The 12,419-nt window shown below is 71.5% G+C and carries 12 protein-coding genes; 7 read left to right on the top strand and 5 right to left on the bottom strand.

Annotated elements, in window-relative coordinates; all coding sequences use genetic code 11:
- Positions 1–22: 22 nt before the first annotated feature.
- Positions 23–889: an oxidoreductase gene (locus tag ABZU76_RS29385; RefSeq protein WP_354875111.1), complete on the bottom strand. Its 867-nt coding sequence runs from the start codon at positions 887–889 to the stop codon at positions 23–25.
- 164 nt (positions 890–1,053) lie between these two features.
- Between ABZU76_RS29385 and ABZU76_RS29380 the strand changes: the two genes are divergently transcribed.
- The 3 genes from ABZU76_RS29380 (at position 1,054) to ABZU76_RS29370 (ending at position 2,797) form a co-directional block, all read left to right on the top strand.
- The gene (locus ABZU76_RS29380; RefSeq protein ID WP_354875110.1) at positions 1,054–1,863 is read left to right on the top strand and encodes a helix-turn-helix transcriptional regulator; all 810 of its coding nucleotides are present in this window, start codon (positions 1,054–1,056) and stop codon (positions 1,861–1,863) included.
- 69 nt (positions 1,864–1,932) lie between these two features.
- A complete protein-coding gene (locus ABZU76_RS29375; protein ID WP_354875109.1) occupies positions 1,933–2,442 on the top strand; it encodes an NAD(P)-binding domain-containing protein in 510 nt (169 codons plus the stop codon).
- A gap of 13 nt (positions 2,443–2,455) precedes the next feature.
- Entirely contained in the window at positions 2,456–2,797 is a 342-nt protein-coding gene (locus ABZU76_RS29370) for a nuclear transport factor 2 family protein (protein WP_354875389.1), read from the top strand.
- Positions 2,798–2,799: 2 nt separating this feature from the next.
- Here ABZU76_RS29370 and ABZU76_RS29365 read toward each other — a convergent pair whose 3' ends face one another.
- From ABZU76_RS29365 to ABZU76_RS29350, 4 genes are read right to left on the bottom strand one after another with little or no spacing between them, the layout of a single operon-like run.
- Positions 2,800–3,792: an LLM class flavin-dependent oxidoreductase gene (locus ABZU76_RS29365; RefSeq protein WP_220239079.1), complete on the bottom strand. Its 993-nt coding sequence runs from the start codon at positions 3,790–3,792 to the stop codon at positions 2,800–2,802.
- A 48-nt stretch (positions 3,793–3,840) separates the two neighbouring features.
- Entirely contained in the window at positions 3,841–5,085 is a 1,245-nt protein-coding gene (locus ABZU76_RS29360) for an MFS transporter (RefSeq protein WP_354875108.1), read from the bottom strand.
- A gap of 3 nt (positions 5,086–5,088) precedes the next feature.
- The gene (locus ABZU76_RS29355; RefSeq protein ID WP_354875107.1) at positions 5,089–5,865 is read right to left on the bottom strand and encodes a GntR family transcriptional regulator; all 777 of its coding nucleotides are present in this window, start codon (positions 5,863–5,865) and stop codon (positions 5,089–5,091) included.
- 3 nt (positions 5,866–5,868) lie between these two features.
- A complete protein-coding gene (locus tag ABZU76_RS29350; protein WP_354875106.1) occupies positions 5,869–6,690 on the bottom strand; it encodes a creatininase family protein in 822 nt (273 codons plus the stop codon).
- A gap of 93 nt (positions 6,691–6,783) precedes the next feature.
- Between ABZU76_RS29350 and ABZU76_RS29345 the strand changes: the two genes are divergently transcribed.
- From ABZU76_RS29345 to ABZU76_RS29330, 4 genes are read left to right on the top strand one after another with little or no spacing between them, the layout of a single operon-like run.
- A complete protein-coding gene (locus ABZU76_RS29345; protein WP_354875105.1) occupies positions 6,784–8,016 on the top strand; it encodes an NRAMP family divalent metal transporter in 1,233 nt (410 codons plus the stop codon).
- Positions 8,017–8,044: 28 nt separating this feature from the next.
- Positions 8,045–8,809: a putative hydro-lyase gene (locus ABZU76_RS29340; protein ID WP_354875387.1), complete on the top strand. Its 765-nt coding sequence runs from the start codon at positions 8,045–8,047 to the stop codon at positions 8,807–8,809.
- Positions 8,810–8,836: 27 nt separating this feature from the next.
- Positions 8,837–10,312: an amidase family protein gene (locus tag ABZU76_RS29335; RefSeq protein ID WP_354875104.1), complete on the top strand. Its 1,476-nt coding sequence runs from the start codon at positions 8,837–8,839 to the stop codon at positions 10,310–10,312.
- 9 nt (positions 10,313–10,321) lie between these two features.
- Positions 10,322–12,259: a prolyl oligopeptidase family serine peptidase gene (locus ABZU76_RS29330; protein ID WP_354875103.1), complete on the top strand. Its 1,938-nt coding sequence runs from the start codon at positions 10,322–10,324 to the stop codon at positions 12,257–12,259.
- The last annotated feature ends 160 nt before the right edge of the window (positions 12,260–12,419 follow it).

Genomic DNA, 12,419 nt, shown 5'->3' with positions numbered 1-12,419 from the left:
CAGCTGGGTCCACTGTGGACTTTCAGGCGCCGATGGCGTCCAGCTCCGCCACCGCTTCGGCCGGCAGCACGAGGTCGGCCGCGGCGATGTTCTCGCGCAGGTGCCCGCGCGACGACGTGCCGGGGATCAGCACGGTCGTGGCGGAGCGCTGCAGCAGCCACGCGAGCGCGACCTGCTGCGGCGACGCGTCGAGGTTCGCTGCGACCTTGGCCAGCGTCTCCGACTGCAGCGGGCTGAAGCCGCCGAGCGGGAAGAACGACGCGAACGCGATGTTCTCCGCGGCGCAGCGCGCCACCAGGGCGTCGTCGTCGCGGGTGACCAGGTTGTACAGGTTCTGCACGGTGACCACGGGCGCGATGGCCTGCGCCTCGGTGAGCTGCGCGTCGGAGACGCCGCTTAGTCCGAGGTGGCGGATCAGGCCCTGCTCGCGCAGCTCGGCCAGCGCGCCGAATTGTCCGCCGAGCGGGGTGTCGTCCGTGCCCTCGTGGGCGCCGACGCGCAGGTTCACCACGTCGAGCACGTCGAGGCCGAGGTGCTGCAGGTTCTCGCGCACCTGCGCTTTGAGGTCTTCCGGCTCCAGCGACGGGATCCAGGCGCCGTCGGGGCCGCGGCGCGCGCCGACCTTCGTGACGATGTGCACGTCGGCGGGATAGGGGTGCAGCGCTTCCTTGATGAGCTCGTTGGTCACGGCCGGGCCGTAGAAGTCGCTGGTGTCGATGTGGGTGATGCCGCGCTCGACCGCTTCGCGCAGCACGGCGATCGCCTCGTCGTGGTCCTTGGGGGGACCGAAGACGCCGGGGCCGGCCAGCTGCATGGCGCCGTAGCCCATGCGGCTGAGGGTGAGGTCGTCGGCGAGGGTGAGGGTGCCGCCGGGAACGCTGTCGGCCATGGTCGGATGCCTTTCCTGCTGGGTTTTCCGGGCGGTTGTCCCGCCCGTGTTCCACGATGCGCCCGCGGGCCGGGGGATGGGACGGCCCCTGCGTTCCTGGGAGCGGCGGAGCCTGGGAGTGGCAGGGCCAGGTTTTCCGGCGCCGGCCGCGGTTACCGTCGCCGGTGTGGACACGACGAACGCGCTGGGCGAATTCCTCCGCGCCCGGCGCGACCTGGTGCGCCCGGAGGTCGCGGGGCTGCCCGGCGGGACCGGTCGCCGCGTCGCCGGACTGCGCCGCGTCGGAGGTGGCGATCCTCGCCGGCATCAGCTCCGACTACTACCTGCGGCTCGAACAGGGCCGTGACCGCAACCCGTCGGAACAGGTGCTGTGCGCGCTCGCCGGTGTGCTCCAGCTCGACGGCGACGCGACCGCGCACCTGCTGAGCCTGAGCCGCCCGACGCGCCGGAAGAGCCCGCCCCGGCGCCTGCCGCCCGGCGTCGACCGGTTGGTGGACTGCGTGAGCGGCACGCCCGCGTATGTCCAGGACAAGCTCACGAACGTGCTCGCCGCCAACCCGCCGGCCACCGCGTTGTCCCCGAACTACCGGCCGGGCGTGAACCTGTTGCGCGCGGTCTTCCTCGACCCCGCGGAACGCGCGCTGCGCCGCGACTGGACGGAGGCGACGGCCGAGGGCGTGGCGACGCTGCGCGCCCGCGTCGGCCCGGACGTCGACGACCCGCGGCTGCGGGAGCTCGTCGGCGAGCTTTCCGTGCGCAGCGCGAGGTTCCGGCAGCTGTGGGGCCGCCACGACGTGCGCCCGAGAGCCGGCCGCGTGCACCGCTTGACGCACCCTTCGATCGGTGAATTCGAGCTGCGGTCGACAAAGCTCACCGTCGACGGCACGGACGCCGTGACGCTCGTCGTGTTCCAGGCCGCCCCGGGTAGCCGCAGTGCCGAGCTGCTCGGGCTGCTCGGCAGTCTCGCCGTCTGAGTGGCCTTGTCGCTCCCAGGAAAACGACGGCCTACCCGGGTGGCCCGTGCACTTGCCGAAACTGGAGGCATGACTCTTTCGATCGGATTCATCGGCCTTGGCGACCAAGGCGCCCCGCTGGCCACGGCCATCGCCGAAACGGGTTTCCCGCTGCACGTCTGGGCCCGCCGCCCCGCGTCGCTGACCGCCGTGGCCGGCGTCGCGCACACAGCCCACAACACCGTCGCCGACCTCGCCGCCGCCGTCGACGTGCTCGCGCTGTGCGTGAGCGAGGACGAGGACGTGCTGGGCCTGCTCACCGGCGGCCTCCTCGACGCCCTGCGCCCGGGCGCCGTCGTCGTCAACCACGGCACCGGCGTCCCCAGCGCCGCCACGCGCATGGCCTCGCTCTGCGCGGCGCACGACGTGAGCTTCGTGCGGAAAGCGCTGCTCGACGTCGCGCATCTCGGCAGGCGACTCGACCCGGAACGGCGCAGACGGGGCGGCTTGCCTCCGCGAGGCAGGTCGAGTCGTCGTTGCGTGCTCGCGCCCGTTTTTCGGTGTCGTCCAACAAGGCCTCGCCGGACTCGCCGAGGGTGAGCACTTCTTCGACCTGCTCGCCGAAGATCTGGTCACCGAGTTCGTCGTCACCGTCCCCGGCTACCCGAAACGGGCCGAAGGCCGTGCAGCGCTGGCCGAGCTCTACCGTGGCTACGGCGACGCCATCGTGCTCGACGGGGCCGGCGACCTGGCCGTGCACCACGACCGCGAGAAGTCCGTGGTCACCCTCGAGTACTCGGTGCGCGGCCGGATCGTCAAAACCGGCCGGCCGTACGAGAACCGCTTCGTCTCCATCGTCACCGTCGCGGACGGCAAGGTCGTGCACTGGCGCGACTACCTCGACTCGCTGGCCGTGGTGCAGGCGTTGGGCGAAGCGGTTCCCGTGCGGGACTGAAACTAGCCGGCGGCCAGGCGGGGGCCGATCACGTCGGCGAACGCGGCGACGTCGGCCTCCGGCAGGTCGTAGCCGCTTTCGGCCGTGTGCGACGGGAAGAAGAACACGTGCTCCACGCCGGATTCCTCGCGCGCCTGCAGGAGCCGCTCCGCGCAGTACTCGGCGGGCCCGAAGAGCCCGAACGCGTCGCTGATCTCCTTGGCCTGCGCGGAGGTGAACGCGGTGGGGTCGTGGTCCTCGGGGATGTCGAGGCCGGCCGCGCGCAGCCAGCGCAGGTTGGCCGTGCTCGGGTAGTTGAGGAACGGCTTGTCAGGCCGGAAGTAGCGCCGCACCCACTCGCGCGCGGTGTCGAACGGCTCGATCGCCGTGGGCACGATGAGGATCTCCTGCACCGACTCCGGCGCCCGGCCCGCCCGCAGGGCACCCGCGCGCACGTGCGAGCGCGCCGCCTCGATGCTGTCCGGGTGCAGGCCCGCGAGCATCACTACGCCGTCGGCGACCTCGCCGGCCAGCTCCAGCATCTTCGGCCCGGCGGCGAGCACGAAGATCCCGGGCGCGGGCTTGGCGACGTTGTTCATCTTGATTTCGTGACCGTCCACAGTGGCCGTCTCGCCGGCCACGAGCTTGCGGATGGCCGTGACCGCCTCGCCGAGCTGCTCGCGCCGCCCCTGCGGGCGGCCCGCCTTCTCGACGGAGAGGAACCCCGGCGCGAGCGTGAGCAGCACGCGGCCCGGGCCGATCTCGGCGAGCGAGTTCGCGATCGCCGCGAGCACGAGCGGGTGGCGCGTCACCGTGTTGGTGGTGGCCGGGTACAGCTGCAGCTTCGACGTAGCCGCCGCGGCCAGCGTCAGGGCGGAGTAGACGTCGCGGCCCGAGTGGTGGTGGTCGTGCACGCCGACGCCGTTGAACCCGGCCTCTTCACACGACACGATGAACTTCGTCAGCTCGGGCAGCGGGCGGCCGACGGGAACCCGGATGTCGACCTTCACGGTCATGGGTGGTCCTTTCTTCCAGCGAGAAGCACTCAATCCGGCGAGAAGCACTCAGTCCGGCAGGGGTTTGCCCTTGGTCTCGGGCAGGAACTGCACGGCGAGAATGCCGAGCAGGTAGATCGGGGCGAAGATCGCGGCGGCGTGGCCGAATCCGCCCACGGCCGAGGCCAGCGGGCCGATCAGCACGGCGCCGGCCATGGCCAGGTACCGCGAACCGCTGAACACCACGCTGATCGCCGTCGCGCGGATCGACGTGGAGAAAAGCTCCGGCGTGTGCACGGTGTACCAGCTGTACACGCCGCCGGTGAGGAATCCGGCGATGAGCTGCAGCCACGTGGCGGTCGCCGCGTCGTGCACCAGCAGGAACACGATGGGCACGATCGCCACGCATCCGGCGAAGTACACCTGGATCGAGAGCTTGCGGCCCCAGCTCTCGGCGAGGAACCCGAGCAGGACACAGCCCACGATCTCGCCGAGGTTGTACAGCGCCCCGGCCCAGCCCGTGTAGAACGCGACGCGCTTCGGATCGTCGACGAGTCCGCCGACGAAGCTGGGCAGGAACGAGCTCACCGCCCACCAGCCGCCGGTGATCGCGATCGAAACCGCCAGCGCGCCCAGGAAATTGCGTCGCACACCGGGCGCCAGCAGCTCGCCCAGCCCGACTTTTCGCTTGCGTTGCGCCGCCCAGCGCGGGGATTCGGGGATGCTGCGGCGCACCAGCAGCACCACCACGAGCGGAATCACCCCGAACAGGTACATCCAGCGCCACGACAGCCCGAGCGTCGAGCCGAGCAGCACCCACAGGCCAGACACGAGCACGCCGCCGACGGAGAACCCCGCCTGCAGCAGGCCGGCGCCGCGGGCGCGCCACCGCTCCGGCCACACCTCCTGCAGCAGCGAAGTGCCCACACCCCACTCGGCGCCGATCCCGAGCCCGGTGAGGAACCGCGTGAGCCCGAAGATCCACCAGTTCCCGGACAACGCCGAGCACGCCGTGAAGACGCTGTACACGGCGACGGCCACGATCATGGTCCGCCGCCGGCCCAGCCGGTCGCCGAGCACGCCGCCGACGATCCCGCCCGTGGCCCAGCCCGCGAGCGTGATGGCGACCAGGTAACCCTGGTACGTCGTGAGGTGCGGCAGCTGGTCGTGCGGCAGCAGCTCGGTGAGCGTCGGCCGCGCGGTGATCAGCAGCACGAACGTGTCGTAGCCGTCGGCGACCCAGAACACCAGGGTCAGCGCCAGCACGCCCCACGCCTTGCGGTCGAGCCGCTGTGGGTTGGCCAGTGTGGTCATCTATCACTCATCGAGGTAGGTCCGGATCACGGAGAAACGCAGGTATTCGTCGTTGACGTGCGCGACCGTGACGGCCACGGGCTGCTCGTCGGCCCGGATGTGGGTGTGGCGCAACCGAAGCAACGGCTGCGTCGCCGGGATCTTCAGCGCCGCGGCCACGTCCGGCGGTGGCAGCACCGGCCGGACCTCGGCCACGGAGTAGCACACCGGCGGGCCGAGATGGCGCTCCACGAACTCGAACGTCGACTGCGCGGGCTCCAGCGCCCGCGCGTCCTCGCCGAGCAGCCGCACCGGGAAGTGGTCGACGCTGTGCACCGCGGGCTCACCCGAGGCGGCGAAGACGCGCTCGATCCGCAGCGCCTGCTCGCCGGCCGGGATCTCCAGCGACGCGGCCATGTCCGCCTCGAGCGCCACCACCCGCTGATCGGCCGTGCTCACCGACGCCTCGTGACCGGCTTTCGCGAGCAGGTCCAAGAACGCGCCCGCCTCGGCGAGGTTGGCGCCGAGGCCCAGCGCGTGGCGGTTGATGAACGTGCCGTGGCCGTGCAGCCGGCGGATCCGCCCCTCCTTCTGCAGCGACTGCAGCGCCGAACGCAGCGTCGCCCGGCTCACGCCGAGCGCGGCCGAGAGCTCCGCTTCCGACGGCAGGCGCAGCCGGCCCGCCTCGCCGAGGCGGGTGATCACCTCGCGCAGCCGGTCCTTGACCTGCCGGTACGCGTCGGACGTGATCGCCGTGAGGTCGGCCGGCAGAGCGGGTTCGGGGTGGATCCGCGTGACCACGGCTCAGTCCTCGCGGTGGCCGATGGGACCGTTGTACGTGCGCAGCCAGTCGACCAGCTCGCCCAGGCGCCCGACGATGTGGTCGTGGTAACGCTTGCCCTTGTCCTCCGAGAGGCCCTTCGACGAGCTGAACGAGCCGGTCGGGGTGAACGCGCGCTGCTCGTCGCCGGACCAGATGATCTCGACGCCGTCGGGCGCCGGGCCGAACAGGTCGTTGCCGACGAAGCCGCCGAAGACCGCGTCGAAGTCGACGGAGGCGTCGGTGAGCCGGTCGGTGCGGATCTTGCCCGGGTAGCGGTAGTGCACGTGGGAGAGCTCGAGCTCACCGGCGTGGTGCTCGTTGGTCTCCTTGATCGTCGGCGAGGCCGACCGCGCGAGGTGCAGCGGGTCCGCGACGGCGAAGAGCACCTCGGGCAGCTCCTCGTCGTGCAGCACGCGCACGGCGCTGTTGAGCGCGGGCAGGTTCGAGCCCTTGTGCCCGTTGAGCAGGATGATGCGGGTGAAGCCGTGGCGCGCGAGGCTGCGGGCGACGTCGCGGATCAGCAGCATCAGCGTGTCCGGGCGCACCGTGATGGTGCCGGGGAACGCGCCGTGGTGCGACGAGTCGCCGTACCAGATGGGGGGCGCGACCAGCACGCCCTTGCGCTCGGCCACGTCCTCGGCCAACGTGATGGCCACGTACGAGTCGACTCCCAGCACACCGGCCGGGCCGTGCTGCTCGGTGCTGCCGATCGGCACGATCACGATCCGCTCGTGCTCCAGGTACGAGCTCACTTCTTCCCAGGTCAGGTCCTGGATCCAAACCGAAGGCAGGGTGTCCGCCACGGGTACCTCCCAGATGGTGAAACAGGTCGTAAGACGTCAGACGTCTAACTTAAGCTGCGTGGCAACCCCCGCCAATCGGGACCAAGGAGTGGGATGGACAGCGTGACCAGTACCGACGACCGGCGGGCCCGGCCGGGCAGGCTGCGCGTGCCGCCGCTGTTCGGCGCGGCGCTGCTGATGGCCATGAGCGCGGCGGGACCGGGGTTCATCACCCAGACCGCCTCGTTCACCGTGCTCTACGGGGCCTCGTTCGCGTTCGCGGTGGTGGTCTCGATGATCATCGACGTCGCCGTGCAGCTCAACGTGTGGCGCATCCTCGGCATCTCGGGGCAGCGCGCGCAGGACATCGCGAGCAAGGTGTTCCCGGGCGCCGGCCAGGTGCTCACGGTGTTCGTGGTGCTGGGCGCGGTCGTGTTCAACATCGGCAACATCGCCGGCACCGGCCTCGGCCTGCACAACCTGCTGGGCATCGACCCGCGGATCGGCGCGGCCATCAGCGGCATCCTCACCATCGCGATCTTCCTGGTCCGCTCGGTGCTCACGGCGGTGGACCGAGTGATGGTGGTGCTCGGGCTCGTGAAGATCGCGCTGATCATCGCGCTGGTCGTGGCCACGGCACCGCCGGTGGGCCAGGCCGCCGTGGGCACCGTCGACCCGAAGGGCCTGCCATTCCTGCCCATCCTCACGCTGATCGGCGGCACCGTCGGCGGGTTCATCACCTACTCCGGCGCGCACCGGCTGATCGACGCCGGCATCACCGGTGTGGCGAACCTCAAGCGCATCAACCGCGGCGCGTGGACCGGCATCCTCGTGGCCTGCGTGCTGCGGATCGTGCTGTTCCTCGGCTTCTTCGGCGTGGTCGCGACCGGCGCGACGCTGGCGAACAAGAACGACGCCGCGGGCTCGGCGTTCCTCTCCGCGTTCGGCACGGTGGGGCTGCACCTGTTCGGTCTGGTGTTCTGGGCCGCCGGGATGACGAGCGTGATCGGCAACTCCTACACCACCGCCACGTTCCTGCAGTCCTACGTCAAGCCCGTGCGCACGCACTTCAACCGTGCCGTGATCGTGCTGATCGGCCTCGCGACGATCATCTTCATCGCCGCCGGTCAGACGCCGCAGTCGATGCTGGTGTTCGCGGGCGCGATCAACGGGCTGGTGCTGCCCATCGGCCTGGCCATCATCCTGTGGGTGGCGCTGCGCCGCCGCGACCTGATCGCGGGCTACCGCTACCCGAAGGTGCTGCTCGGCGTCGGCATCGCCGCCTGGCTGTTCACCGCGTACGCCGCCGTGGAATCCCTGACCTCACTCGGTTCGATCTTCTCCTGAGGAGTTGCTGATGACTGTCACCCCCGCTCTGAGCCCGGCCGAATCCCGCGAAGCCTTCCGCGGCGGCCTGCGCGTGCCGACCGCCGGGTGGGCGCCGGGCTATGCCCAGGCCAACATGATCATCGTGCCGCGCGAGTACGCCTACGACGCGCTCCTGTTCGGCCAGCGCAACCCCAAGCCGTGCCCGATCATCGGCGTCACCGACACCGGCAGCCCCCACACCGACCTCGCGCCGGGCGCCGACCTGCGCACCGACGTCGGCGCCTACCGCGTCTGGCGCGACGGCGAGCTGGTCGACGAGCCGGACGACGTGCTGAAGTACTGGAACGACGACCTCGTCACGTTCCTCATCGGCTGCAGCTACACGTTCGAGACGCCCATGGTCGCCGCGGGCATCGAGGTTCGCCACATCAGCAAGGGCCAGAACGTCTCGATGTACAAGACTTCCCGCGAGTGCGCCCCCGCGGGCCGCCTGAGCGGTCCCATGGTCGTCTCGATGCGCCCGATCGCCGCCGACCGCGTCGCCGACGCCGTGCGCATCTCCGGCCAGTTCCCGTCCGTGCACGGCGCGCCGGTCCACATCGGAGCGCCCGAAGCCCTCGGTATCGAGGACCTGTCGAAGCCGGACTTCGGTGACCCGGTGGAGATCCGCGAGGGCGAGGTGCCGGTGTTCTGGGCGTGCGGCGTGACCCCGCAGGCCGCGATCATGCGGTCGAAGCCGCCGTTCGCGATCACGCACGCGCCGGGGTACATGTTCGTCACGGACGTGCCGGACTACACGTACGCCGTGTGAGACTTCGCCGTGCTCGACCTTGAGACGGTGACCGTCGCGCAGCTGACGGAGTTGCTCCACACACGGCAGCTGTCCGCCGTGGCCCTCGCCCGCGCGTGCCTCGACCGCATCGCGGCACTCGACGAGCGGGGCCCGGCGCTGCACGCGCTGCGCGCGCTGAACCCCGGCGCGCTCGCCGACGCGCAGTCGGCCGACCGGCGGTTGCTCGCGGGTGAGGGCGGCCCCTTGACCGGGATCCCGGTCCTGCTGAAGGACAACATCGACGTCCTCGGGATGCCGACCACCGCGGGCTCCCTCGCGCTGGAGCACTCGTACCCGGCGGCCGACGCGCCGCTGGTGACCGCGCTGCGCCGGGCGGGCGCCGTGGTCCTCGGCAAGGTCAACCTGACCGAGCTGGCGAACTTCCTCACCGTCGGCATGCCCGGCGGCTACAGCTCGCTCGGCGGCCAGGTGCTCAACCCGTACGACGTGACGCAGACGCCGAGCGGGTCGAGTTCCGGGTCGGCCGTCGCGGTGGCGGCGGGGTTCGCGCCGCTGAGCGTCGGATCGGAGACGTCGGGCTCGATCCTCGGGCCGGCCTGCGCGAACTCCGTGGTGGGGCTCAAGCCGACGGTCGGGCTGGTGCCGCGCACGGGGCTCGTGCCGATCGCCGCCAGCCAGGACACCGCGGGCCCGCTCGCCCGCACGGTCGCCGACGTGGCGGCGCTGCTGACCGTCCTCGCCACGCGGGACGATCGCGACCCCGCGACGGCCGCGAACCCCTTGGTGGACCACGACTTCACTCACGACCTCGACCCCCAGGCCCTACGGGGCCGGCGGATCGGCGTCGTGCTGGACAGCGCTCCCGAGGGCGACAATCGGACCCTCTGGGACACCGCCGCGCAGGCGATGCGCGACCTGGGTGCGACCCTGGTGCCCGTCGAGCTCGACACGCGAAGCGGCATCGAGGACGGATCGTCGGTGCTGACCTACGAGTTCGGACGCGACCTCGACACCTATCTGTCCGGTTTGCCCGACGACGCGCCGTGCCGCTCGCTCGCCGACCTGATCGGCTTCAACGAAGCGCACTCCGCGGCCACCCTCAAGTTCGGCCAGACCCGCGCACTCGCCGCGCAGGCCAAGGATCACGTACCCGGCAGCGCCGACACCCGCAAGTACCTCGCCGACCGCGCACAGGACCTCGCCGAGAGCAAGGACCGCCTCGATTCGCTGCTGCGGTCGGAAACCCTCGCGGCCCTGCTGTTCGCCGGCTACCCGGGCGCGAGCCTCGGCGCCCGGGCGGGCTACCCCTCACTGGCCCTGCCCGCCGGCTACCGCGCGGCGGACCGCCGGCCGTTCGGGATCACCCTGCTCGGCCCGGCGTGGAGCGAACCGCTGCTCCTCGGCCTCGGCTACGCGTTCGAACAGGCCACCCGGCTGCGGCGCGCGCCGTCGGTGGTCAATCCGGCATTGTCGCGCGGCCGTCGGTGCAGTACGGCCGACGAGACACGCGAGATCGGCTAGCGTGGCGCCGTGCAGATCTCCGAGTTCGGTTCCTGGGCCACGCCGTTCACCGCCGACCTGATCACGCAGAGCGCCGTGCGCGTCACGGATGTGCGCGCCGACGGGCGGGCCGTGGTGTGGTCGGAGGCGAGGCCGGCGGAGGGCGGGCGGGTGCAGCTCGTGCGGCGGGAAGCCGACGGGAGCACCGCCGACCTGCTGCCGGACGGGTTCGGGGCGCGGACGTCGGTGCACGAGTACGGCGGGGCCGACTGGTGGGTGCGCGACGGCGTGGTGTGGTTCGCCAACTGGGCCGACCAGCGGCTGTACCGCCTCGGCCGCGACGGCGAGCCGGAAGCCGTCACCCCCGAGCCCGAGGTCCCGCGCGGCGATCGGTACGCCGACGGCGACCTGACCGCCGACGGGACGCGCCTGGCCGTGGTGCGTGAGCACCACCCGAAAACGAGCCGGGGCGCGGCCGACGTGCGCAACGAGATCGTGCTGCTCACCGAGGGAGCCGAGCCCGAGGTGCTCGTGTCCGGCCCGGACTTCGTCGCGAGCCCGCGCTTCTCGCCCGACGCGGGGAAGCTCGCGTGGGTCGCGTGGGACCACCCGAACATGCCGTGGGACTCGACCGAGCTGCGCGTGCGCGACCTGGCCACCGGCGAGGAGACCGTGGTCGCGGGCGGGCCGGGGGAGTCGGTGTCCGAGCCGCGCTGGCACGCCGACGGCACGCTGTACTTCCTGTCCGACCGCACCGGCTGGTGGAACCTCTACCGGCTCGGCGAGAGCGGCACCGTCGAGCCGGTGGTCGTGCTCGACGCCGAGATCGGCGTGCCGGCCTGGGGCCTGGGCACGGGCCGGTACGCGGTGCTGGCCGACCACCGCGTGGTGTTCGCCCGCTGGTCCGGCGGCATCGACGGGCTGGCCCTCGCGAGCCCGGACGGCACCGTGACCGACCTCGACACCCCGTTCACCGCGATCAGCGCGCTGCGCCCGTCCGGCGGCGACGAGCTGCTCCTCATCGCCGGCTCGCCCACCGCCGAGCCGAGCGTGTACACGCTGACCGCCGAGGGCAAGGTCGCCACCGTGCGCGAACCCCGCGACACCGGGATCGGCGCCGAGTACGTGTCCGCGCCCGAGGCGATCGACTTCCCGTCGGGCGAGCGCGTGTCCCACGCGTTGTTCTACCCGCCCGCGAACCCGAACTTCGAGGGTTCTGCGGGGTCGAAGCCGCCGGTCGTCGTGGTCGTCCACGGTGGACCGACGTCGCACGCGGTTCCCGTGCTGTCGCTGGGGATCCAGTACTGGACCAGCCGCGGGTTCGGTGTCGTGGACGTGAACTACGCCGGCTCCACCGGCTTCGGCCGCGCCTACCGCGAGGAACTCCACGGCACGTGGGGAATCCTCGACGTCGCCGACTGCATCGCGGCCGTCCGCTGGCTCGCCGCCGAAGGCCGCGTCGACGGTGACAAGCTCCTCATCCGGGGCGGCTCGGCCGGCGGGTACACCGTGCTGGCCTCCCTTTCGCGTGCGGACACGCCCTTCGCCGCCGGCACCGATCTCTTCGGCGTCGCCGACCTCCAGGCCTTGGCGGCCGACACGCACAAGTTCGAGAGCCGCTACCTCGACCGCCTGATCGGCCCGTATCCCGAGCTGCGCGACGTGTACCTCGACCGCTCGCCGATCCAGCATGTCGACGCCTTCACCCAGCCTCTGCTCGTGCTGCAGGGCGCCGACGACCCCGTCGTGCCGCCCAACCAGTCGGAGCTCATCGTCGACGCCCTGCGCTCGCGCAAGGTGCCGGTCGCCTACCTCCTCTTCGAAGGCGAGCAGCACGGCTTCCGCCGCGCGGAGAACATCCGCCGCGCCCTCGACGCGGAGCTGAGCTTCTACAGCCAGATCCTCGGCTTCGACCTCCCCGAGGGCGAGGCCATCGAGCCGGTCGAGGTGGAGAACCTCCGGCCGTAGCCCTCCCGGCCGGTCGGAACCCCTGACCACCACGGGTTTCCGGTGCGTTTCGCGCACCCTCCACACAGGATCACTCCGCGGTCCGTCGCGCCCGGACGGAGTCGATCTTGTGTCGAAACTCGTCCTTGACAACCTCGGGTGCGCCCTTCACTCTCTCTAA

The organism is Amycolatopsis sp. NPDC005232 (genome assembly GCF_040607795.1).
Taxonomy (GTDB): domain Bacteria; phylum Actinomycetota; class Actinomycetes; order Mycobacteriales; family Pseudonocardiaceae; genus Amycolatopsis.
The sequence above is the reverse complement of the archived record's forward strand: the minus strand, read 5'-3'. Positions and strand labels throughout refer to the sequence as shown.

Bases quoted from the DNA above. Each gene is read 5' to 3' on its own strand.
- ABZU76_RS29385 (WP_354875111.1), bottom strand. From the start codon at position 889: ATGGCCGACAGCGTTCCCGGCGGCACCCTCACCCTCGCCGACGACCTC.
- ABZU76_RS29375 (WP_354875109.1), top strand. From the start codon at position 1,933: ATGACTCTTTCGATCGGATTCATCGGCCTTGGCGACCAAGGCGCCCCG.
- ABZU76_RS29365 (WP_220239079.1), bottom strand. From the start codon at position 3,792: ATGACCGTGAAGGTCGACATCCGGGTTCCCGTCGGCCGCCCGCTGCCC.
- ABZU76_RS29360 (WP_354875108.1), bottom strand. From the start codon at position 5,085: ATGACCACACTGGCCAACCCACAGCGGCTCGACCGCAAGGCGTGGGGC.
- ABZU76_RS29345 (WP_354875105.1), top strand. From the start codon at position 6,784: ATGGACAGCGTGACCAGTACCGACGACCGGCGGGCCCGGCCGGGCAGG.